This window comes from Flavobacterium gelatinilyticum (assembly GCF_027111295.1).
GTDB classification, from domain to species: domain Bacteria; phylum Bacteroidota; class Bacteroidia; order Flavobacteriales; family Flavobacteriaceae; genus Flavobacterium; species Flavobacterium gelatinilyticum.
In genome coordinates, this window is sequence record NZ_CP114287.1 from 985,150 (window position 1) to 1,009,138 (window position 23,989).

The 23,989-nt window shown below is 36.7% G+C and carries 15 protein-coding genes; 3 read left to right on the plus strand and 12 right to left on the minus strand.

Annotated elements, in window-relative coordinates; genetic code table 11:
• Positions 1-233 precede the first annotated feature (233 nt).
• The 3 genes from OZP11_RS04190 to OZP11_RS04200 all read right to left on the minus strand — a co-directional run bounded on the left by OZP11_RS04190 (position 234) and on the right by OZP11_RS04200 (position 7,325).
• Entirely contained in the window at positions 234-1,847 is a 1,614-nt protein-coding gene (locus tag OZP11_RS04190; protein WP_281233970.1) for a RagB/SusD family nutrient uptake outer membrane protein, read from the minus strand.
• A gap of 19 nt (positions 1,848-1,866) precedes the next feature.
• Complete coding sequence (locus tag OZP11_RS04195) at positions 1,867-4,878, minus strand: SusC/RagA family TonB-linked outer membrane protein (protein WP_281233971.1); 3,012 nt, start codon at positions 4,876-4,878, stop codon at positions 1,867-1,869.
• Between the two features lie 275 nt (positions 4,879-5,153).
• Positions 5,154-7,325: an alpha-N-acetylglucosaminidase gene (locus OZP11_RS04200; protein WP_281233972.1), complete on the minus strand. Its 2,172-nt coding sequence runs from the start codon at positions 7,323-7,325 to the stop codon at positions 5,154-5,156.
• Between the two features lie 325 nt (positions 7,326-7,650).
• On the opposite strand from OZP11_RS04200, the gene OZP11_RS04205 reads away from it, so the two are divergent.
• Complete coding sequence (locus OZP11_RS04205) at positions 7,651-9,054, plus strand: alkaline phosphatase (protein ID WP_281233973.1); 1,404 nt, start codon at positions 7,651-7,653, stop codon at positions 9,052-9,054.
• 302 nt (positions 9,055-9,356) lie between these two features.
• Complete coding sequence (locus OZP11_RS04210) at positions 9,357-11,348, plus strand: DKNYY domain-containing protein (protein WP_281233974.1); 1,992 nt, start codon at positions 9,357-9,359, stop codon at positions 11,346-11,348.
• Here OZP11_RS04210 and OZP11_RS04215 read toward each other — a convergent pair whose 3' ends face one another.
• The 6 genes from OZP11_RS04215 to OZP11_RS04240 all read right to left on the minus strand — a co-directional run bounded on the left by OZP11_RS04215 (position 11,349) and on the right by OZP11_RS04240 (position 18,630).
• Positions 11,349-13,379: a DKNYY domain-containing protein gene (locus tag OZP11_RS04215; protein WP_281233975.1), complete on the minus strand. Its 2,031-nt coding sequence runs from the start codon at positions 13,377-13,379 to the stop codon at positions 11,349-11,351. It abuts the gene before it with no gap.
• A gap of 314 nt (positions 13,380-13,693) precedes the next feature.
• Positions 13,694-14,296, minus strand: coding sequence for a murein L,D-transpeptidase catalytic domain-containing protein (locus tag OZP11_RS04220; RefSeq protein WP_281233976.1), 603 nt, complete (start codon positions 14,294-14,296; stop codon positions 13,694-13,696).
• A gap of 340 nt (positions 14,297-14,636) precedes the next feature.
• Positions 14,637-15,791 (minus strand): iron-containing alcohol dehydrogenase, encoded by a 1,155-nt coding sequence (locus OZP11_RS04225; RefSeq protein WP_281233977.1) that lies wholly within the window; start codon positions 15,789-15,791, stop codon positions 14,637-14,639.
• A gap of 74 nt (positions 15,792-15,865) precedes the next feature.
• Positions 15,866-16,738, minus strand: coding sequence for an AraC family transcriptional regulator (locus OZP11_RS04230; RefSeq protein WP_281233978.1), 873 nt, complete (start codon positions 16,736-16,738; stop codon positions 15,866-15,868).
• Between the two features lie 442 nt (positions 16,739-17,180).
• Complete coding sequence (locus OZP11_RS04235; protein WP_281233979.1) at positions 17,181-17,978, minus strand: alpha/beta hydrolase; 798 nt, start codon at positions 17,976-17,978, stop codon at positions 17,181-17,183.
• Positions 17,979-18,054: 76 nt separating this feature from the next.
• Entirely contained in the window at positions 18,055-18,630 is a 576-nt protein-coding gene (locus tag OZP11_RS04240) for a Crp/Fnr family transcriptional regulator (RefSeq protein WP_281233980.1), read from the minus strand.
• Between the two features lie 184 nt (positions 18,631-18,814).
• Here OZP11_RS04240 and OZP11_RS04245 point away from each other — a divergent pair, with 184 nt between their 5' ends.
• Positions 18,815-19,597, plus strand: coding sequence for a polysaccharide deacetylase family protein (locus tag OZP11_RS04245; protein WP_281233981.1), 783 nt, complete (start codon positions 18,815-18,817; stop codon positions 19,595-19,597).
• Positions 19,598-19,610: 13 nt separating this feature from the next.
• On the opposite strand, the gene OZP11_RS04250 is transcribed toward OZP11_RS04245, so the two are convergent.
• From OZP11_RS04250 to OZP11_RS04260, 3 genes are all read right to left on the minus strand, one after another.
• Entirely contained in the window at positions 19,611-20,072 is a 462-nt protein-coding gene (locus OZP11_RS04250) for a response regulator (RefSeq protein WP_281233982.1), read from the minus strand.
• Positions 20,073-20,075: 3 nt separating this feature from the next.
• On the minus strand, positions 20,076-22,745 hold the full coding sequence (locus tag OZP11_RS04255; protein ID WP_281233983.1) for a PAS domain-containing sensor histidine kinase: 2,670 nt from the start codon (positions 22,743-22,745) through the stop codon (positions 20,076-20,078).
• A gap of 168 nt (positions 22,746-22,913) precedes the next feature.
• Complete coding sequence (locus OZP11_RS04260; RefSeq protein ID WP_281233984.1) at positions 22,914-23,939, minus strand: cytochrome-c peroxidase; 1,026 nt, start codon at positions 23,937-23,939, stop codon at positions 22,914-22,916.
• Positions 23,940-23,989: the final 50 nt, after the last annotated feature.

Below are 23,989 nucleotides of genomic sequence, written 5' to 3' on the forward strand. Positions count from 1 at the left end.
CAATATTTTAAATTGCTTCGCCTGTTTGCTGCCACATGGTGTCCAAATTCCAATCTTTGCCTATATAATCGTGTGATTTCTCCCTTACGGTCGAAATGACAAAACAATGTCTGGATAAAAATGTCAAATTTTTGAAATCACAAATTCCAAAAAATCCAAAATTTAAAAAAAGGAGAAGAACTTTTACTCTCCTCTCCTTTTTACAATTAAAATCTGCGTACTAATTCTTTTAGTTAATAACCATCGGTTTGTGTTAAAGCCGGGTTTAAGACCATCGCGTTTGTTGGTATTGGGAAAACGCGGCGGTAAGTATCGGTATTGGTTTTGAATCCCCATGAACCTTCGAATTTTCCAAAACGGATCATGTCGTTTCTGTGCCATGCTTCCTGCGCGAACTCGCGGCATCTTTCGGCATAAAGGTCTTCTAAGGTTACACCACTTAATGCTGCTGATGTAGTACGGTTAGAACGAACCATATTTACTAAAGCATCCGAGCTTTGTCCAAGAGTCACACTTCCGCCTCTAAGGATAGCTTCTGCTTTCATTAAAAGGATATCGGAATAGCGCAAAAACGGAACGTCATTGTTTTGGTTACGGTTTGTTGATGTGTTGTCCGGATAGAACTTAATGTTTCTGTACCCCATGTTCCATGCAATTTCATCATTCCCGCAGTCAAATAAAGCTTCACTCTGACGCAGCACAATATCCGGTGTTAAGTTAACCTGATAGGTAAAAGCGGCGCTTCCATCAGATCCGGTATAAAACTGATCGTATCCTTTTTTGGTAGTCGTTACCATAACCGGTGTAACACCGTCATTCATAAATTGCAATCCTGTTAACCATTGTTTGTTACGAATATCATTAGGATCATTAAAATAGGCATAGAATTCAGGCAGGGTACTTCTTGGTGCACTTGGTGTGTACGGAAGTCCGAATTTTGCTCTTTCTGAACGCGGCACATCATAACGGGCATGATACATTTGTCCGTTAAAGCCCACTGTTACTGCTGCAGGATCATAAGGAACGGCGAAAATAAACTCTTTCATCTGCGGTCCGTTGTTTGGGTAGAACATCTGCAGATAAGTTGCTCTCGGTTCGATATTGTACAATCCTGAATTGATTACCTGATCGCAGGCTGCAATACATTCGTTAAAACGTGATGTTCCTGTATATACCTCTGCATTTAAATATAATTTAGCCAAAAGCGCATTGGCTGTTTGTTTATTTGGTCGTCCGTACGTTGATATTCCCGATGCCGGATTCAGGTTTGGAACAGATTTTTTTAATTCACTTTCGATGAAATTAAAAACTTCTTTTCTGCTGGTTTTGGCATGAGCGGTAAAATCTCCGTAAAGTGTATCCAATGGCACATCGCCGTAGCTGTCCATCAGCATAAAATACGAAATGGCCCTCATGGTTTTTAACTCAGCAATAAGCGTTGATTTGTCGGCTCCTTCCGGCATAGTCTGGTTTAGAATGAACATTGCCTGATTGCTGGTTCCGATAACTTTAGATGACCAGTCCCAAAGACTTCCTACGATTCCGTTGTCCGGCGTCCAGTCGTGATAATGCATCGAGATATAGTTTCGGTTATCGAACCAGTTTCCTCCTCTTGCCGGTAAAATAGCCTCGTCTGTAGATAAGGACTGCGACCACCACCAGGCAAATGAATACTCACCGCGGAATGCAGCGTAAACAGGTCCGGTTGTCTGAATATATTGTGTTGAATTTTGAGGAAATACTTCCGGGGTCAGCTGTGTTGTAATTGGCACATCAAGATCCTCGCAAGACCATAATAAACCAGCCATAAGAACTGGCAGACCTAAATATTTGAATATCTTTTTCATAATTTTTACGATTTAATTTTTAGAAGATCACATTTAAACCAAACAAAAATGTTCTGGTTTTTGGATAGAAGTTGTTCGAATCTACACCCGGAGCTGTTCCCCCTTGTTCGACTTCCGGATCAATTCCTGAGTATTTGGTAATAACGAACAGATTATTTATAGTCTCATAAATACGTATGTTTTGAATAAATCTGCCCACTTTTCCAAAATTGTACCCTAGGGTCATGTTGTCTAATCGCAGGTAACTGCCGTCTTCTATAAAACGTGACGAATATTTGTAAGCATTAAGGTCATTTGGTGATTCGTTTCCGGCATCTACCAGAATATTATTGGTCATTGCGGTACTCGGTCTGAATAAATCAGCACGTGTTGCATTGAAAATTTTGTTGCCAAATACTCCTCTGAAGAAAATATTCAAATCAAATTTTTTGTACTGAAAAGTGTTGCCCCATCCTAATAATAGTTTTGGCTGCGCACTTCCTGCATAATGGTAATCTACTCCAATTAATGGTGTAGTAGTCAGTTCGCCGTTTTTATCGTAATATTGTGAAACACCGTCGGCATTTTTTCCTGCGTATTTTAGTGTAAAGAATTGTCCAAGCGGTTTTCCTTCTTTAAAAATCTGAAGCGTGCTTCCTGTTTGTCCGCCTCCGTCAGGCTGTACTCTTCGGATAGAATCGCCGCCAATAAAGAACGGATTTGTCAATTTCACGATTTTATTTTTATTACTTGCTAAATTCAGGTTGGTAGACCAGCTGAAATCTGCTGTTTTAACCGGAGTAGCACTTAAAGTTACCTCGATACCTTTGTTCGACATGATACCGCCGTTTGCCACAATTGTACCTACCGGAACCAGTACAGGATTTACGGCATAGTTAAAAATCATATCGGTTGTTTTCTTGTCGTATACATCAACAGAACCTGAGATTCTTCCTTTTAGGAAAGCGAAATCAACACCAATGTTTGTTGTAGCAGTTTTTTCCCATTTCAAATCCGGATTTGCTGCCTGATTTGGACCGTATGCTCCCATTTGCTGTCCGTTGTAATAAAAAGTTCCCAAACTTCCAGAAATAAACTGTGCTGTGTAAGCATTAAATCCTGAAGAGTTTCCTGTTACCCCGTAACTTCCACGGAATTTTAAATCGCTGAACAAGTTTTGGTTCTGCATAAAACTTTCTTTATCAACTCTCCATGCAGCTCCTACAGATGGGAAATATCCCCAGCGGTTGTTTGCACCAAACATCGATCCTCCATCTTTTCTAATTGTTCCCTGCAACAGGTATTTGTCTTTGTAGTTGTAATTAAAACGGGCAAATTCTGCAATTAAACGCGTTTTTTGATACGCTTTACTGTCTCCAAAATTTACTACATAACCGTTAACTGATGTGTAGTTGCTTAATGCCAGGTTATTATATCCTACATTGTTTACAGGAAAGTTGGTTGTAGTTGCCTGAAAACCGTCTCCTAACGTATTTTCCTGCCATGAGTAACCCAAAACGGCTTTTATTTTATGACTGCCTAATGATTTGTCCCATGTTAAGAAACTTTCGATAATGTTGTTTGTATTTTCATACGAATTACGCAATGCTGAACCATTTACCCCAAAGTTAACCAGTGTTTTAGTCAAAGGCGGATCTGGATTGTTGTAAAAATTGGCACTGTTGTACTGAGAATAATAGCTGTCATAGAATTCTCCGTGAGAAGTGGTCAATTTTTGATGCGCAAGGTTCAAATTGTATGTGAATCCAAAAGGAAGTTTAATTTCTGTTGTAAAATTCCCTACCAGGTTATTGGTTTTGGTTTCATCTGTTCCGTGTTCGATTAATGCCACAGGGTTAAAATAACCCGGACTTACAAAGTTTTCGTAAAAACTTCCGTCAGGATTTTTAACCGGAGAAACCGGAAGATAACTTACTGCCTGTAAAAGAGCTGTGTTTCTCTGCGGTACATTTACATATTCTGTAGTAGAATTGGTAACGTTTAAACCGAATTTTACTTTATCTTCAAAAGCATATTGTTCTACAGATAAACGAGCAATAACACGAGAGAAATCACTTTTCAGCATTACCCCTTCTTTTTGCAGAGACGTTAAACTTGCTGTATAATTTCCATGCTGTCCGCCTCCGCTCATCGAGATATTGTGGCTGCTCGAAACGGCACGTTTAGGTCTTAAAATTGCCTTCTGCCAGTCAGTATTGGCTCCTTTATCATTTTCAGGCGTAAAGTTTAAATTGTTTCTTGTTGTAAAGTCTCTCAGCTGATCAGCATTCATCATATTAAGCTGATTTGAAACTTCTTCAAAACCATAATAGCCGTTGTATACAATCTGAGTTCTGTCTTTGCTTCCTTTTTTGGTTGTTACCATAATAACCCCGTTTGCAGCACGGTTACCATAAATAGCGGTTGCAGCGGCATCTTTTAATACATCGATAGTTGCAATATCATCCGGCGGAATAATCGAAATATCTACTCCCGGAACACCGTCGACTACATAAAATGGTCCTTGTGAACTATTTAAAGTTGATGCACCACGCAATACAACCGAAGCTGTTTTTGTAGGGTCGCCGCTCGATGAAATATTTAATCCCGAAACTTTACCCTGCAAAAGCTGTCCTACATCGCTGATGGCTCCTTTATTTAATTCTTCGGCTTTTACAGATGTAACAGAAGTGGTCAGGTTTTTACGAGATCCTTTTCCGTAACCTACTACAACTACCTGCTCAAGGTTCATAGTATTAGGCTGTAATTTAACTGAGTAATTCGTTTTGGTTCCGTCCAGCTTTAAATTTAAATCTTCAAATCCAATAAATGAAATTACCAATGTCGCATTTTTGTTTGAAACTGACATTCTAAATTTTCCATCAAAATCGGTTACAATAGTATTGGCTGTACCCTTTTCAAGCACATTTGCTGCTGGTAACGGGATTCCTTTCTCATCTAGAACAACACCGGACACTTCTGTTTTTTGTGCCCAGGTATTAATGGAGAAGCCAAGAAAAAAGGCTAATAATAAAAGTTTAAGTTTTTCCATCTTTTTTTTGGTTAATTGGTTAAATAGTACTGACGAAATTAGTAGTAAAGCTATGCGGCTGAATGGACATGTTATTCATAAACATGGATAAATCCTTTAAAGCCAGTAAAGACGGGGGCTCGTAAATTTGCTTTTATAAAATTATATAATCCAAAACTTATTAATTAAATCGATTTCGTAATTCGTTTGTGTGCTTCGTGATGATTTTTGAATGCTGCTGCATAAATAATCCCTGATTTTTTTATTCATATACGTAATAAAGACCTGCTTGGTATTTATTTTTTTAATTGAGACCATTTAATTTCCCAATTTTTGATTGTTTCTCTTTCTTTTGTTTCATCAAACGGCGTATTTTCAACTATCGATTTTTTATAGGCTTCAAGAAACATTTTCCATCTAGGCCAGTAAAAACCTTTGTACATGCCGCGCCACGATCTGGAAGCGTAATCATTTAAATGTCCTGCTCCGCCCCAAAGTGTAATTAAGGTTTTGGCATTTTTTACATACAATTTAGATTCGGCAGAAGAAGTTCCGTAATCTGATGCTGTTTTTACCCAATTGTCCAGACTGTTCAATGGCTGGCCGATCATGATATTGTCTATATCCAAAGCCTGTTTTTCTATTTGTTTAAACAGCTTGTCACCCTTTTCAATATCTTTCTCATTGTATGCTTTTATACATTCTATTAATTCTTCGTCGATACAAAGTGAGTAATAATGTCTTGCCGCATCAATTACATCATACTGAATGAGATTCTTTTTATCGTAATTTTTGGCTTCTTTACTTAAAATATCCAAAGCTTGTTTCAGTTTTTCCTTGTCACCGGGATTTCCTTTAAACTCGGTTATTTCGGCTGTAGGTCTTTTAAAAAACAAATAAGCTCCTGCCCTGTCTTTCCACCAGCGGGTTTCCCAGTATTTGGTACTGTAAACGGATTCCAGTAAAAGCTGCCATGCCTGAGAAACAGATTCTGAAGTTTTTCCGTATCTCGCATTCAGGTAGTTCTTCATCCAGTCTTCCAGCGGTTGTTCGCCATGACTCCACGGAAGGTCATAAATAAATTCATATACGATTGAATTGTTGTTCAATCCTTCGGGCATGGCACCATATCCCACTAAATTGCCTTTGTGCGGATGTTTCAATAAACTGGTCAATTCATTTTTATAAAAACTAAGATCTCCATAAACCGGATTTGATCCTCCATAATTATGTACATAACCGTATGTCCATTGTTTACCGTAAAAAGCTTCCTGATTTTCCCATACTTTATAACGGTCATTAGCGTAATCCTGAACCATAAGACGGTCATTTGGCACTTTACTTAAAAAAGCACTCGTTGCTTCTTTGGTCCAAAATTCTTTATCATCGCCAAAAAGCCATCCCTGCATTACCCAGACTGCATTTGGAGAAGCTTCGTGTATGGTTTCGAAAATGGCGCTTCCATAATTAGCGAGTTCTTCATATTTGTTTTCTTCCGAAACCGGAGGTCTGATTTCGTTGAAAGAATCGGCTAAGTAAAAACCGGATTCTCCGTACATCTGCGTATAAATTTCGATAAAACGACGGCCTAATTTTTTGAAAAGAGGATCTTTTGAATCCAGTAAAAATGTACTGGCAAATCCGCCGCCCGACCAGGATTTTAGTTCGCTAATTTTGGCTTCGGGATGTTTTTCTGCAAAAGCTTTCGGTACATAACCGCTGAATGCCGGAACAACAGGATGTATGCCTAATGAGTGCATTCTTTGCAATATTTTTTTCTGAAGTTCTTCTTTTTTACTAATAAATGCCTGTGGCAAAGGTCCTTCGAGTGTATTGATATTTCCCATGCGCTGCCAAGGCAAAAAAGCCGGACCTGCAAAATGTTCCTGCAGCTGTAAATCAGTTAAGCCGTATTCTTTCCATAATTGCTGCCATACGGCTTCCTGACCTTCCATTGCAGTAGGCAGGTTGATTCCGTGCAGCGCCATCCAGTCAATTTCCTGTTCCCAGCGTTTCCAGTCCCACCAGGGCGTTGTGTAGCCAAATGTGCAGGCATTGAGATATTCTCTATACTTAAAAGGTGTGGTTCCTTTTTTAGAATAGTGAGGCCATGTTTTAGGGAGATTGATCCTGTTTCCTTCCCAGCTGACTAAAACAGCGCCAATGTCTCTTAAAAAATTATAGGCTGCATAACAAATCGCTGTATTTGTTGCTCCTTTGATTTTTACTTTATCAGCAGTAGTTTCAATTTCAAACCAATCAGCATCTTTTCGGTTTTGATCTTCGATAAGACTTAACTCAAACTCACTGGCACGACTGCCAATAAGTCTTTCCAGTACTGCCTGGGCACTTTTTGTTTTTTCGCTGTTTCCGTATATATCGGGAGTAAAAAGCAAAAGGAGTACAAAAAAAAGAATGCTCTTTTTTAAAGAAGTACAGTTTTTAATTTTAGGGTAATCTCTTTTCATATAATCGCATTTATAAATTATCAATATTCATTCGACTGAGGCAGATAAAAAAGTAGGGAGATTAGCTCTTTAATCTCCCTGTCTAACAAACCAAACAAAAAATCTAACAAATATTTAAGTGAAACATTTACTGACTTAACTGAAAATAAAATTATACAGAATGCTTTTTTTTTAAATGGACACATCAGTCAAAACCATAGACATATTATACAATTCTGTGCGGAATAGTGTAAATAGTGAAAAAACAACAATTATTTAATGCAACAAAGTTTCAGTAATTAAGAAAAATGTGTTTAATTTACTGCCTATTTAAAACACATTATCAATGAACAGGCGTAGATTTTTAAAAGGCTCTTCAGTATTGGCCGGACTTTTCACTCTTAGTCCATCTGTGGTTCTTTCGAATGACTTAGAATCCATCTCAAAAAAAAGTAAAAAAGCTAAAAACATTATATTCATGGTAAGCGACGGAATGAGCACCGGAACGCTGCAAATGGCTAATTTATATTCTCAGAATATTTTAGGAAAAAATGGGAACTGGATGAATCTTTATGCCGAAAATAAGGTTGTAAGGGCTTTAATGGATACAGCTTCGGCGAGTTCTACGGTAACAGATTCAGCAGCGGCTAGTTCTTCTTTCGGAGGCGGACATCGTGTGAAAAACGGAGTTTTAAATGTGGGTCCGAATGGTGAAAAATACCTTCCGATATGGCAGAAGTTTAAAAATGCGGGTAAAAAAGCGGGCTGTGTGACTACAGTTACAATTACACATGCAACTCCGGCGGGTTTCTGCGTGAACTCTGACAGCCGAAACGCCGAAAATGAAATTGCCGAAATGTATGCTGATCTGGGTATTGATGTTTTGATGGGCGGCGGCGATGAATTTTTTAATCCTTCTAAAAGAGGAGATAAAAAAGACATTTATAAAATCTACGAACAGAAAGGGTATCAGATTTTAAATGACAAATCAGGTTTGGATAATTTGAAAAAAGGAGCCAAAACGCTGGGGGTTTTTAATACGGGTGCACTTCCGTATACTATTGACCGGACTAATATTCCGGAATTGCAAAACACACCTACTCTTGCTGATATGAGTACGGCAGCGATTAAGCAGCTGAAAGATCATGATAAAGGTTTTGTTCTTCTTATTGAGGGCGGAAAAGTAGACTGGGCTGCGCATGCAAATGATATTGCAGCATTAATTCACGATCAGCTGGCTTTTGACGAAGCGGTAAAAGCCGTAATTGATTTTGCAGAAAAGGATAAAGAAACACTGGTTATTATTACTACAGATCACGGAAATGCAAATCCGGGGCAGATTTACGGTACAAATGCTACGAAAAATTTCAACAGCATTGCAAATTATAAATACACAAACGAATATATCTTAAACTCCATTCACGCTGATTTTAATTTACAGCAGATTAAAGACTTGATTTACGAAACGAACAAAATAAGCCTGACGGATGATGAAGCGAAACATCTGCTGGATTTTTATTCGGGTCTGGAAAAACAGGAAGGCGGTTTGTACAATTATAAAAAACTGCCTTTTAAAGCGTATTCTGAAATTCAGAAGAAACACAATAACATTGGCTGGATTAGTATGGATCATTCCGGAGATTATGTAGAACTGGCCGCGTTTGGTCCGGGAAGCGAACTGCTGAAACCTTTTGTAAAAAATACTGATCTTCATTATCTAATGCTCGAAGCTGCGATTGGGGTTTCATAAAGGTCCATTATAGTTACTGTTTGAAATTTGTATACCGCTCCTACGGAGCTTTACTATCTTTGGTATTTTATTATTTTATATAAATATACAGCCCCTCTGGGGCTGTATATAATAGCACACAGCTAATTAATTTATATACCTATGAAAAAACTTCCTTCGGAGTGAAATATTATCACCATTAAAAACCTGCCGGGTTTAATACTTCTGAAACAATTTTATAACCATCTAAAAAAATCTGCTTCTCTCCCAACCTTTTTTTATAAATTGCCCTCATTATATATAAATGCAACCAATATATTTTTATGTATAAATCTGTACTCTTTTTTATAATCCTGCTTTTGATATCTCATGTAAGTTTTGCACAAAACGAAGGCTTTTATGAGATCAAAGATCCTATCGTAGATACTTCACTTACATTACAACCTTCGCTTTACAATGAGACCTTGTACATCAAAACTAAAAATTATGTGATTTTTTTACAAGGCAGGAATCAGGTAAAATTAAAAGCAGATATGAAATCATTCAGGATTCCGTATCCTAATTATGAGGGGGCTTTTGCTCTTGATAAAAAAGGGATTTACTACAAAGGACGTTTAATAAAAACGGATACAACGGGATTTAAGATTATTTCTTCATTATATACCACCAACTATGGTGAAGAAAGAGAAGTGATATGGAAAACAAAGCATAAATTATTTCGAAACAATATCGAAATTGAAGGTGATTTTGATCTTGAAACCTTTACAGCTGCAGGAGCCTCCTCGCAAAATAGTTATTTCAAAGACAAAAATTGTATTTATTACGACTTTAAAAAAATAGAAGGTCTCGATATGGCCTCTGTCTCAACTCCTATACAAATCAATGCGATTTACGATAAAAATTATGTATACATCGACGGGAAAATTGGATTGTATAAAGGAGATACGCTTCGTTCTGTAAATGCTGTTTTAATGAAAACTTCAAAAGAAGTTTTAACTTTAGAGTTCCCTAAAGTCATTCCGTTTATGGATGCAGCTTCTATAAAACCCTTGTCTCTATTTTATTCGATGGACAAAAATTTTGTTTATTATTATCAAGCCAAAACGCCTGTATTACCTGCTGATTTTAAAAATGTAAAGGTTTGGGGCAACAGCATGGGGGCTTTTCTTACTGACGGTATTCGTATTTTTTCAGGCGTTGAATTATATGGTTCAGATTATGATGCAGAAACCTTTGGCGTACTGCCTGACAAACCATTTGTTTACGATAAAAATGGTATTTATTGGTTTAAATTGAATGAGAAAGAGCATAAAAGAGTTAAAACGAAAATTCCTTTTTCGTACGATCAAAACTTTACGTTAGAAAATTTATCTTATAATTCAAAGTCACGATTTTTAATCTGCAAAAATGAGGCGTTTGATCCTTCAGCACAAAAAGTATTTAAAAATTTAACTGCGGCACAACTTGATCGTGCTGCAAAAAACAATCTCGATTTTAAACAGGTTAATGGCGAACTTACAGAAGCAGTGGTATTTGATTATATGCTATACAAAGCCAATAATAAAATATACTGTAATGACAAGGAAACCAGTGCCGATGCTGCTGCATTTGAACGTATTTCAAACTTTTATAAGGATAAGAACCATCTTTATTATTATGACCGCGATTTTTATCAGCGCGAAAAACTGCTGACTATAAAAGGCATCGATGCGCAAACCGTAACTAATTTTCACGGTTTTCTGGCAGATAAAGATTATATCTATAATAAAAAATACAGGCTGATTAAAAGTAAAGATGCTGTTCTTCTGGATTCTTTTGCAGGATACAGACCCGGCTGCGGTATGGATACCACACCAATATCTGATTATTTTCTTTTTAAAAACAGCGAAGGATATTGGCTTGTGCTGCTTTCGGATACGGCTAAAATTAAATATTTAGGAAATAATCTAAGTAAAGGCTTAGGTTTCAAACTAAATAACGAATTCATTGATACTGATTCTTATATACATAATACTTATTCATTAGAGGAAAAACCGGAATATCCGGGCGGTTCTGAAAAACTGGAAAAATTTGTACAGAAAAAATTTAAAGCTCCAAAAGACGAGGGCGAAAAGCTAAAAGGAAAAGTTTACCTAACTTTTGTAATTGAAAAAAATGGCGAATTAACCAATATCAAAATATTACGTGATTATGGTTATGGCTCCGGAAAAGAAGCCATAAGGGTAATGAAACTTATGCCAAAATGGAAACCTGCAAAAGACAAAGGAAAGCTCGTAAGATGCCTGTATACCTATACAATGAGAATTGGTTTTTGATTATCTGCTTACATAATACGGTACAGAATATAAACATCTCACCCTTTTTCCGTCCCTTACCGCCGGAATCCACGCTGGAGATGTTTTTAAAACCCTTTCTAATTCTTTGCCTGTTCCGTAACCAAAATCTCTAACAATTTTGATATCAGAAAGACTTCCGTCTTTTTCAATTATAAAACTGGCAAAAACACCTCTTAAAGATGCTTCATCATCATCGATAAGAATTTTAGGGATCACATAATTCTTTTTCAAAAATTGGTAAAACTTATTAATCCCACCGGGAAAATCAGGTCTGATATTGAGATCTTCTGTTCTATACACTTCGTTATCTGAGATCTTTTCTTGTACAGCAGCCGGTTTTTGAAGTTTTGTGGTTCTTGGGTTTCCGTATTTTTCGGGAAGGTCAATTGTTTCAAAAGACAAATCCCATGTGCGGTCGAATACTTTTCCGAGGAATCGGTATGAAATGTCTTTTGAAGTTTTTACAAGCCAGAATCCTTCTGTATTTTTAAATAGATAAAAATCTGAAACCGGATTGGAATCAATACCGCAGCCTTTTCTGTATCCTTCAAAAACAGCCAGCAGTTCGATACCGCTGCTTTTAATAATTCTTTTATTTCTGTAATACAAATAGTTTTTATCTGTTAAAAAGCCATTAAACGTCATGGCTGAATTTACATCTACATCGTACATTTTTTGTATTCCCTCATAATCATCAACATAGAATACCACATTTTTGTCTTTGTAATAGCGATATATTTCTAAAGTTGTAAAAGTTGATGCATCAAAACGGGTTCGTTTATCTGCCAAATAAATACGACCCTCTCTGTTACTAAAAGCATTATCGATGATAACGGTATTGCTTCCGTCAATAGCACCCAGACATTTTTTCTGTGTTTTTGCAATTTCTAACTGCTTTGGGCTTAAATCGTCATACATATCTTCAGTACGCGATGAATATGCTTCATTTTTATAAAAAACAAGCTCTTCATATCTGTTTGCAAATGCATTGGCTGTACTTACTTTTTCGGTATAATCAAAAGGAATTTTGTTAATAACATCTTTTTTACCTTTCACCTCTTTTTGTTCGTAAATGCCGTTTTTATCGTAAAAAAACAATGTATGGGCAAAAAATCCAAATGAAGCAAGATCGTATTTTCCTTCTAATTTAATACCATGATAGAAAATATCAGTTCCATTGGTTATGTAATCATCTTCATCGCCGTTGTGCCAGACTTTGATTTTATTTACATCTTTAACCTTGATCGATGTCTTTTGAGTTCCGTAATAAATTTGATTTTTGTACAACGCATAATTACCCGACAGCGCTGTTAAAAAATCGGGATTTAAATCGTGCACCACATTTCCTTTGCTAAACACCTGTTTTTCTGTTTTAGCAAAATGAAAATTTACATATTGAATGGGTTCTTTTCCGTATACTGCAATTTCTCCAAGTGAATAGATGTACTTTTTATCATGACAGAAATCATTCGAACTGGTGTTTGCACTAGATCCGTCAGAACCTTCAATTTTTTTATCAAAATAATAGATGAAATTTTTGTCTTTGAAATACTTAACGTCTTCACGGTAATTAAAAGGCTGATACCGATTAAGCTGGAATGTAGCGGCATCAATATCTTTTAATTCGGTTGTGTTTCTGAAAACTTTGTCTTTTGTTTTCCACAAAAGGTCCTTGTCTTTATTAGTACCTAATTCAACAAATCCTGTAGTGTCTGTTTTAATGAACTGCCCGCTCATGTAAACTCCGTTTTTATCAAATGCAAAACCGGAATACTGCTTTTTTTCTATTCTGAAAGATGCCAGATCGGGATGTATAACATTATGAGTATATTGATCCTGATAGATCACATAATCCTTATTAATGATATAAACAGGTGCCTTCAAAAAATTACCGCCATCGTATCGTGACATAGTTTTTAAAGCAGAATCGACTATAGCGGGTTCGCTTTCTGGATTTTTGCATCCTGTAATTATGATAAAACTAAAAAGAATAAAAAGTTTTTTCTTCATGGCGGTTACTGAACTGTTTCTGTTATTCGGTGCGGCACTATCACTTTTTTGAAGTCAGGAATAGATTGTACCAAAATAACAATATATATAATATAAACAGTCAGGGCGGAGTGAAATATTTATATCGCACAAAACTTATCGGGTTTAATGCTATAAATTTATATACCGTTCCTACGGAGCTTATCATTTTTGATATTCATTATTTTTATAAATATTTTCCTCTGCCGAGGCTGTTTTCTAAACGAAACTATAGCTACAAAAAAAGAGCCTTTAAAAAAAAGGCTCTTTTCGTTTTATAAGTTATATGCTATCGATTAATAATATACTGAAAGCATGATTTTTGAATCAGAACCTTCGATTATTTTTTCAAGTCTTTTAAAGAAAGTTTCATTTACCATTGGACAGCCGTGGCTGTTAGAAATGTAATAATCCTGCTCATCATAAGGAACCGCAGAATAATAGTGCAGTACAATCGCTCTTTTTAAAGCATTGTTGTTAGTGTCGTCAAGGCCAATAAGTCTGAAAGCTTTTCCGAATATTCCTTTGTATGATTTCTCAATAGAATATCTGCCTAATGAAGTGCAGTTGGAATTTGGAAGGTTACTGAATTTTAAATCTCCCCTCACTGCTGTTTCTGAACCGCTGCCATGAGCAACAAGTCCCTGATCCAGTATTTTATCATTTTGAAGGTCGTAAACAAAAAAACGGTTTTTTCCAGATTTGATTCTCATATCTACTAGAAAGGCAATTTTTTTGCTGTATTTGTTGTTTTCAGAAGTAAAAGTTTTAATTTCTTTTACATGTTCAGTAAGTCTGTTAAACTCAAGTTCAGTTAAAATCTCTTCTTCTCTGTCAGTTACATTGTAGGTGGTAAAAGAACACAAAGAAACAAAAAGCACTAAAAAAAATATTCTCATTCGCACAGTCAATTAAGTTAAATAGTAGTTTAGGGTTTTCATCTTCAATCACTTATACTCGATTTCGATGTTGCAAAATTATGGACAAATTTTATACAATTCCCATGTCGGGTATGTTAAATTTTTCATAATTAACTAAAAACGTGTCGTTTATCCCAAATATTCTATTTCCGGAATGATAAAAAATCCAGCAAATTCGGGCTTTCTTCTTTTATTTCACTTAAACAACTAATTACTAACATTTTACAACTACAACTTTAAAAGCATATTTCTTAAATAAAAAAAGAGCTGTCGGAAATTGACAGCTCTTTTCTAAATTAAATTCTAAAGAAATCTATAATTAGTTTTCAGTATAAACAAGTCCTTCGTAACATGCATTATAAATATCCTTCAATTCTTCTACAGTAGGTTTTCTAGGATTGAAACCTGTACAAGGATCAAGGAATGCATTGTTGGCAATAAAGTCAAGGTTTTTATCCCAGTCTTCGCGTGAAATTCCGAATTCTTTAATTGCGGCCTGATTGTTTACATCGGCTCTCAGGTTTTCAACTGCCTGCGCTAAATCTTCTGCTGTTTCTTTCCCGATTACTTTTGCCAAATCAGGGAAACGGCTGCTTTCTTTTGCATTATAACGGATTACGTTTGGCAAAAAAATCGCATTTGATGCACCGTGAGGAATACCGTATAATGCTCCAACCTGATGCGATAATGAGTGTACAATTCCTAACCAGGCATTATTAAACGCAAGCCCTGCCATAAACGAAGCATCGTGCATATTCTGACGCGCCTGAATGTTTGCCGGATTCTGTACCGCTTCTTTTAAATTATTAAAAACAATTTCAAGTCCGCCTTTAGAAAGAACATCAGCGTAATTGTTGTCGATATTCGAAACATACGCTTCTACACAGTGCGTTAAAGCATCTAATCCTGTATTTGATGTTACATGTGCCGGCATAGAAGCACAGATTTCACCATCGACAATTGCAATATCCGGAGTAAGTTCGTAAGAAACAATTGGGTATTTAACCCCTTTTTCGCGGTCTGTAATTACAGCAAGACCTGTAGTTTCAGTCCCTGTTCCACTGGTAGACGGAATAGCGATAAATTTAGCTTTCTGGCGTAAAACCGGAACGTTAAACGGTTTAATCATCGCTTCGAAATCTGCATCCGGGTATTCGTAGAAAACCCACATCATTTTTGCCGCATCGATTGCCGAGCATCCTCCTAAACCAATAATCCAGTCCGGCTGAAAGCTTTTCATTAATTCTGCACCTTTAAAACAAGTTTCAGATGACGGGTCTTCTTCTACTCCTTCAAAGATTTTGGTTTCGATTCCGGCTTCTTTAAGATATGCAGCTGCTTTGTCCAGCGAACCGCTTTTTTTCATTGAGCTTCCGCCCGTAACGATTACGGCTCTGCTTCCTTTTATGTTTTTTAACTCTTCAAGACTTCCCGCTCCATGGAAAACTTCTCCTGCAATAAATAACTTGCTCATTTCTACTTTATTTTTATGTTTAAATACAGTACAAAAGTAGGGCGGGCATTGCCGGTGCTGTTATACAATCAGGTCTATTTGATATAAATTTGAGCCAGTTCTTTCTGCAGTTCCGTGGGGGTTTCGTCGAGTTTGTTTTTGACAAATTTATTCAGTGCCGAAGGGGAACTGAACCCGAGTTCGAGCGAAATTTGTTTGTGCGAAAGATCAGAAAACAACAATAATCTCTTAATTTCCTGCAGCACACGATTATGGATGGCATTGATAACCGTTTCGCCGCAGTGTTTCTTCGTGATACTGTTTAGTTTTTTGGTCGTAACAGCCAGATTTGAAGCATAATACTGAACCGTTTTTTCTTCTTTGTAACGTTCGTTGAGCATTTTTTTAAATCGAATATAAAGCGTTTTATCGCTTTCATGCTGAAAAACAGGATGCTGGCCGTGAACGGATTCAATTAATCCTAAAAGCAGTATTTTAATATAAAAACGTCCCTGTTCTTTGCGGATAAGGCTTGGATCTGAGTAAATTTCTTCAATAAATCCTGCCATTGCTTTAGAACGTTCAAATTCTGACGGCGATAAAAAGATGCATTTTAAATGCGATGAAAGGTTTACGTTATACGAAAGGAGTTCGTTCTTTAAAATATCGGAACAAAATAAAATTTCTTCAAACAGAATTATTTTACCGGATATTTCAGAAGAAATTAAAGATACATACGAAATCTGCTCCGGAAATATCAGCGAAATTTTACCTGCTTTTAGATGGATTATTTCTTCTTCCAGATGAATTTCAACTTCTCCGGATTCTACCATTATAATACTGAAATGGTCTTTTTTATGCGGTTCAGAATAATTTTGTAAATGTTCTTTTGTGAGATCGTAAACCCGAAAAGAGAGACTCTGGTCTTCGCGTTTTGTAATATGTTTGTTTAATTCAAGTCTTTTCAAAATGAAGTTTTATTTTTTATAGAATCTTAGTGAAGAATTCTGATGGGGTTTAAAGCACAGTATTCCTAAAAAATGAATTGGAATTTTAATTGTGAAATAAAGCTGCTGCTAAAAATAATTGAGGATGCAAGTTTACACAAATAATCCCGCGCCAGAAAACCTTTTTTGTATTTTTAAAACTTAAAAAATAAAAAACTGTCGGTTTCGCATTGAATAACCGGCAGTTAAAATGTTTAAATTTTAATCCGTTGGGTGTAATTCAAAAATTATATATTTTGACGCGGATTAGACGGATTCGTTATCACGAAGACGCGGATTTTCACGGATTTTTTTAAAATTTAATATATAAATCAGTTATATCCGCGTTTTTGCGAAGCAAATCTGTTTTATCCGTGTTATAATTTTCAAATGTTACTTAGAAAACACAATTGCACCCAACGGGTTAAATTTTATTAAAAAATGTATCGAAATAAGCGAGCTGTACTTCGGCCGCTTCGGACCAATAAGCGGTGTCGTGTTTTCCTAAACGCTCAATATAGTCATGCGGAATTTTGTTTTCTGTCAACAACTGATGAAAAGCTCTGTTTTGAGTAATCAGAATATCCTCGGTGCCGCAGTCCAGAATTAAACGCTGGCCGCCTTTTTTGAAATAGTCAATTCGGTTAATGATCGCATATTCATCCCAAAGTTTTCCTTTTGCGCCCAATACTTTGTCAACCTGATAGTCATTGCCAAAAGTTCGAATATCAAGGGCACCGCAGATACTCCCCAGAATTCCAAAGGTCTGGCTAAACTGGCTTCCTATTAAAAGTGTACCATAACCGCCCATACTCCACCCAAATAATCCTCTGTTCTTACGGTCTTTTTTTACAGCGTAATGACTGTCGATATATTGTACTAATTCAGAACCTACGAAGGTTTCGTACTGCGAATTCGGGTTTATGGGACTATTTACGTACCAGCTGTTGAAGTTTCCGTCAGGCAGTACAAAAATCGTCTGCTGATGATCGGCATGCCGGCTTAATGTTGGAATGTCTTTGTCGATTGTTCGCTGCGGATTTCCGGTGTATCCGTGCAAAATATAAACTGTATTTGACAATTGAGCTGTATTTGATGGCAGCACCACAATTACATTAATATCTCTTTTCATTGAAGGGCTGTAAACTTTAATGTTTTCAATAGTACCGGCCTGAATTGTAACGGAGATTAGAAAGGAAAGAAAAACGAAAATAAGTTTCATAACTTTATAATTTTGAATTGTTGTTGCTGCAAATTTCTGCCCATTCCGTTTATAAAGTCTTTACATATGTTGACGTTTATAAATTTAATTCTTTCTTTATACGGCTCAATTGTGTGGGCGTAATCCCCAGAAATGAAGCAATTTGGTGCTGTTTAATTCGGTTTTGAATTGATTTATATTCTTCTAAAAACTGAAGGTAACGTTCTTTTGCTTCTTCATGTTTTAGCGAAATTTCCAGATTTTCTTTGGCAACCACCCAGTTTCGTTCCAGATATTTCAGCTGAAACATAGCCAGATCATGGTGTTTTTCGAATAATGCCCTGAATTGTTTTGCCGGCAACTGAAGGTAATCGCAATCCTCTAAAGCAATTATAGAAAATTCACTGGGTATTTCCTGAATAATCGCCGAAGTTGAGGCTACAAGGGATTGATTTGAAAAGAATTTCTTGATAACCGTATCACCTTCTTTCGAAATAAAATAATACGCCGCCAATCCTTTGTTCAGGAAATAATAATATTTAGGCACTTCGCCTGCCTGTAAAAAATAATCGTTCTTCCTGATATTTTTGTATTGCACTAATGGCTGTAACGCTTCTTTGGTCGTTTGAGACAGCGGATAATATCCGGACATTATTTCCAATAGTTCTTCCATATCATGCAAATTTAATCCTATTTTTTATTTCAGTTCATCACAATTACAACAGCTTTAAAAACAAAATATAAATTATTAATAATTAACGTCTAAGACTAAATAATCAATCATTACTAAAAAAGAATTTCTATATTTGAATTGTAAGATTATATCTAAAATCATTCATCTGTAACCTCAAAAATATATGAAGATACTTTTTACTAAAGCCCTTTTATTTTTATTGTTCTTAACCTTATTTTCCTGTGAAACCAAAAAACAAAAACCGGAGTTTACTCCAAAACCGTATAAAGCCGGTGTCATTTTGTCTTTTGATGATGCGTATGTTGATGAATGGTACGAAGCAGATCAGGTTTTAAAAAAATATGCCTGGAAAGCGACTTTTAATGTATGCCGAATTGATTCGATTGGTGCGCCTCAGATTAAAAAGCTGCTTGAAATGCAAAAGTACGGGCATGAAATTGCCGGACACGGGTATCATCATTACAATGCTGTAAAATTTGTGCAGCAAAACGGCATTCCGCAGTATCTTGATCAGGAAATTGATCCTATGATTGTATCTCTTAAAAAGAAGTCTTTTATAACCACATCATTTGCTTATCCATACGGCGAAAGATCGGATTCGCTTGATAAGGCATTATCCCCTAAATTTAAAATTATCCGAGGACGTGCTTTTGGAGGTGATGCTCCTGAAAAACAGGACAGTTATTTTAGCAATTCAAAAATTGTGTTTGCTTTTGATATTGATAACAGCCATATTCATTTCAGTATTCCGTATCTTTTAGAATTACTGGATTATGCCAAAAAGAACAATAAGATCTTAATTTTGTGCAGTCATAAACCTGTAAAGGAAATTACCGAAAATTATCAGACCAAAATAGAAACGCTCGAATTTGTCTGCAAGTACATGAAACTTAATGATCTTAAATTTTACCGCCTTTCTGATTTAGATGCCCTGCTTCCAAAATAATCCTAAATTCAGATTATTTTTCGCCGCAGACAAAAATATTTTTAAAACCTGCGTCTTTCAGGCTCTGTACCAGATTATTTACTCCATTTTGAAGATTGGATGTAATGGTTCTGAGAATCTCTTTTAAATCATTAAAATTATTGGGTTTTACAAAATAGCACAAAGCGCCCAGTTTTGAGGCGGTTTCCATATCATTTTTATGTGATGATGTCGAAATCATAATCACGGGGATTTCTTTATAACGATCGTCAGATTTTAACCTTTTCAGACAATCCCAGCCATTCATTATAGGCATATTTAAATCCAGAAAAATTACACCCGGATTTTTATCCAGACTACTGAGTATTTTTAAAGCTTCACTTCCGTTTTCTGCACAATGACAAATTGCGTTTTCATCTATTTCTGCCAATGCTTCACAAAACATTTCTGTATCGTCCATATCATCATCGGCCAGTAAAATTACCTTTCCATCCATACTTTAAATGTCTTTTTGCTGCTGTTCTAAAGGCAGTATTATTGTAAAAACAGCCCCTTTACCCGGAATACCGGCTGCGTTTATGCTTCCGCCGTGACGTTCTGCTATTTTTTTGCAGAGCGACAATCCCAAACCGGTTCCTTCATAACGGTCTTTGGAATTAAGACGGGTAAAAGTTTCAAATATCCGCCCAGCCTGATCGTGGTCAAAACCAATTCCGTTATCTTCTAAGATAATGACCGCGGTGTTTTTATCGCGTTTATTATCCTTTTCTGCCAGAATGGTTATCTGCGGCGCTGTACCTTCCTGAGCAAATTTAATAGAATTATTGATGAGATTGTAAAAAAGCTGATAAAGTAATACCGAAGCGCCTTCGAGCACCGGCAAATCCTGATATTGAATTTTTCCGTCTGTTTTCTGAAGTGAAATTTCCAGGTCAGTTTCGATATTTTTGATTACTTCATTTAAATCCACCAGCGTTGTTTTCTGCGAATCGGCATTGATTTTTGAGTACGCCAGAACGCCGTCGATCATATTAAACATACGATCTGCCGCTACATGAATCCGGTTTATAAATTTTGATGCAGATTCGTCGAGTTTCCCGTTAAGATGGTCTTCCAGACGGCTTACAAACGTTTTTATTTTTCGCACCGGTTCTTTTAAATCATGCGATGCCACATGAGCAAACTGCTGTAAATCTTCATTAGAACGCTGTAACTCTTTTGTACGGTCGGCTACGAGAATTTCGAGTTTTTCAGTAATAGATTTCTGCTCGTGAATATCGGTACAGGTTCCAAACCATTTGATTATAACACCTGTTTTATCTTTTATGGGAAGCGCTTTACTTAAAAACCATCGGTATTCTCCGGTTCGGGCATTTTTTAAACGAAATTCAAGCTGATAAGGAGTACCGTTGTGTACACTATCGTACCAATTTTGCATAACAAGCGGTGCATCATACGTATGCAGGTTTGGAAGCCAGCTTGAATCGCCGTATTCATTTTCGTCAAAACCGGTATATTCGTACCATCGCTGGTTATAATAATCTACAAATCCGTCGGGGTTTCCTGTCCAGATAATCTGCGGTACAAGATCTGCCAGCTGACGGAATTTCTCTTCGCTTTCTTTTATAATTTCCTGAATTTCTTTTTGCGATGTAATATCGCTTGCTGCGCCAAACCATTCGGCAACATTTCCTTTCTCATCCAGAATAGGAACAACTCTTGTAAAAATCCAGCCCAAAGTGCCATCCGTTTTTATAACGCGGTGTTCCAGTTCGAATATACTTTTATCTTCTATCGATTTTTTAATACGGCTTACTGCTTTTTCTCTGTCGGCCGGATGAATGTAAAGGTCTAACCAATTTGCAAAAGGCTCTTCTGAATCCAGAAGAAAACCGCCGCCATCCAGACCGCGCATCATTTTCCAGTCGGCATCAAGGCTGTATACCACATCAGACGAAGCGTTTACCAGAGCACGGAAACGGCTTTCGCTTTCTTCCATTTTCTGCCTTGCAACCACCTGCTCGGTAACTTCAACCGCTACCTGAATCATTCCTGTTATCTGTCCGTCTTCAACCAAAGGACGATACGCCAGATTATAGTAATAATCCTTTACTTCGCCAGTGCGGTTATGAGGCACCAGAACTTCGCTCTGATCAAACGGAATTCCTTCGTTGTAGACCTTTAAAACCTGTTCCCACACATATTGTCCTTTCAGTTCCGGCAGCACATCAATCAATCGCATACCAATGATTTCTTCACCTCGCCCAATCATCTGCAGCATGTGTTTGTTGATTTCTTCAATCACAAGATCATCTCCTTTCAGCACCAGAGTAGGCGCCGGAGTCTGATGAATCATTTTACGAAAACGGCTCTCGCTCTGCTGTAATTTTTCTTCGGCCTGTTTTATTTCGGTAATATCACGGGTTGTTCCTGCTACGGCTTCTACTTCGCCTTTTTCATTAAAAACAGGAGCAAAAATATAGTCATAAATTCGTCTTCCTAATTCGGCATGAGGGAAAGATACGGTTCCTCTGATCGATTTTTTTTCAGCCACTACGGTATCAATTTCTCTTTCGTGCATAAGGGCATGCCATTCTTCATAGCCGTTTTCCCTTAATCCTCGCCCTATAGCATCCTCTGCCGATTTTCCCCACATGGTCAGCAGCGCTTTATTGGCATAGGTAAAAATATAATTAAGATCAAACACATACACCAGATCAGGCGTTGTGTTTATAATAGAATCGTAAAGACGTTTTTGTTTTTCTGCAGCGGCAAGTGCCGTATTTAAGGCTGTTTCTGCCTGTTTTTTCCCCGTTATATCTTCCATCGAAACTACCAGCAGATCGTCCTGTTTTCTGGCCGTAATACGAAACCAGTATTTTTTATCTTCTCCGTATGAACGTTCAAAATTGGCCGTTATGCCTGTTTTGGCTGTTTCAATTAATATTTCCAGAATATTGGTTTCTTTAATTCGCGGAAAAATCTCGGTAAATCGCCGGCCTTTATAATTTTCATGGTCGATCCATTTCTGCATTGCAGTATTAATAAGCTGAATAGAAAAATCTTCTACAGTGTTCTGATCACTGTATAAAGATTTTAGCACGACAATACTATTAGGCGAAGAGTTAAAAACGGTTTGAAAAAGATCTTGGTTGGGTATTAACTCCATTAGTATTTTTGATGTGTTTAGGGCTACTGCGTATCAAATATAAAGAAAACAACTCTTACACACAATCGAAACTTAAATAGTTCCACAAAATTTTAACATAAAAAAAGCCAAACTTTACAGGTTTGACTTTTTTAAAAATATTATATGAATCGAATTAACATATTGCGATTACTTTTTCACAAATTCGGTATCACTAAGGGTTTTCATAAAAGCAATCAAATTTGTTTTTTCTTCCTCAGTCAAAGGTATTTTTTCTTCATTATTTTTAAAAACCGGATCGAGATTAGCAGCATCCAGAACACCGGCATCAAAATAATCCAAAACCGATTTTAAAGTCGGGAACTGACCAAAACTTCCGTATGGAGCTGTGTACTCGATATTTCGTAAAGACGGAACACGAAAGCTCATAAAATCTGCCGGAATTCCGGTAACCCTGCCTCTTCCCGCTTCGTTAGAATCGGTATTTAAAGGAAAACCGATATTTCTAAAACTCTGGTCAGTAAACAATTCACCACTGTGACAGACTGCACATTTCTGCTGAAAGGTTTTATATCCCGCCGCTTCACTTTCTGTAAATGTTTGACCTTCTTTTCGTTTTACTTTATCATATTTACTGCTGGCCGAAATCAATGTATATTCAAATTGTGCGATACTTTTATAAATTCTGTCCGGTGTAACATTTTCGTCTCCAAAAGCTTTTCTAAATAACTCTTTATACTGCGCATCATCTTTAATTTTGCCAATGACTTCCAGGATAGACGAATCCATTTCTTCGTGGGTGATAATGGGAACCAAAGGCTGATTTTCGAGCTGAAGTTTGCTTCCGTCCCAATTGTAGAATTTCATAAACGCTAAATTCTGAATCGGAGGCGTATTTCGAAGTCCAACTCTTCCTTCAATTCCAACTGCCTGCGGATGATGATCTGAAAAAGCGTTTTCCTGAATATGACAGCTTGAACACGAAATGGTATTATCGGCACTGAATCTTTTGTCTGAGAAAAGTTTTTCGCCTAATTCGACACCGTATTTCGTTGGTTTATTTAAACTCACAAAACTGTTCAGTTCCGGAAAACCGGACGGAATCGGTAAGGAAATTTCAGGATTATCGATCGCAATCATCTCTGCATCATCATTATTACTGCTGCAGGACACAACCCATAAAGCAAGAAACAGCAAACTAATTATTTTTTTCATTTTAAATGAATATTAAAAAGAGCCGTCCGTATTTTTCAGACGGCCCTGAA

What these genes read in the sequence shown, in the direction of transcription:
- OZP11_RS04215 (WP_281233975.1), bottom strand. Translation starts at nt 13,379, where the DNA reads ATGAAGAAAAAACTTTTTATTCTTTTTAGTTTTATCATAATTACAGGA.
- OZP11_RS04205 (WP_281233973.1), top strand. Translation starts at nt 7,651, where the DNA reads ATGAACAGGCGTAGATTTTTAAAAGGCTCTTCAGTATTGGCCGGACTT.
- OZP11_RS04240 (WP_281233980.1), bottom strand. Translation starts at nt 18,630, where the DNA reads ATGGAAGAACTATTGGAAATAATGTCCGGATATTATCCGCTGTCTCAA.
- OZP11_RS04195 (WP_281233971.1), bottom strand. Translation starts at nt 4,878, where the DNA reads ATGGAAAAACTTAAACTTTTATTATTAGCCTTTTTTCTTGGCTTCTCC.
- OZP11_RS04200 (WP_281233972.1), bottom strand. Translation starts at nt 7,325, where the DNA reads ATGAAAAGAGATTACCCTAAAATTAAAAACTGTACTTCTTTAAAAAAG.
- OZP11_RS04225 (WP_281233977.1), bottom strand. Translation starts at nt 15,791, where the DNA reads ATGAGCAAGTTATTTATTGCAGGAGAAGTTTTCCATGGAGCGGGAAGT.
- OZP11_RS04190 (WP_281233970.1), bottom strand. Translation starts at nt 1,847, where the DNA reads ATGAAAAAGATATTCAAATATTTAGGTCTGCCAGTTCTTATGGCTGGT.
- OZP11_RS04255 (WP_281233983.1), bottom strand. Translation starts at nt 22,745, where the DNA reads ATGGAGTTAATACCCAACCAAGATCTTTTTCAAACCGTTTTTAACTCT.
- OZP11_RS04245 (WP_281233981.1), top strand. Translation starts at nt 18,815, where the DNA reads ATGAAGATACTTTTTACTAAAGCCCTTTTATTTTTATTGTTCTTAACC.
- OZP11_RS04235 (WP_281233979.1), bottom strand. Translation starts at nt 17,978, where the DNA reads ATGAAACTTATTTTCGTTTTTCTTTCCTTTCTAATCTCCGTTACAATT.
- OZP11_RS04260 (WP_281233984.1), bottom strand. Translation starts at nt 23,939, where the DNA reads ATGAAAAAAATAATTAGTTTGCTGTTTCTTGCTTTATGGGTTGTGTCC.
- OZP11_RS04250 (WP_281233982.1), bottom strand. Translation starts at nt 20,072, where the DNA reads ATGGATGGAAAGGTAATTTTACTGGCCGATGATGATATGGACGATACA.
- OZP11_RS04210 (WP_281233974.1), top strand. Translation starts at nt 9,357, where the DNA reads ATGTATAAATCTGTACTCTTTTTTATAATCCTGCTTTTGATATCTCAT.
- OZP11_RS04220 (WP_281233976.1), bottom strand. Translation starts at nt 14,296, where the DNA reads ATGAGAATATTTTTTTTAGTGCTTTTTGTTTCTTTGTGTTCTTTTACC.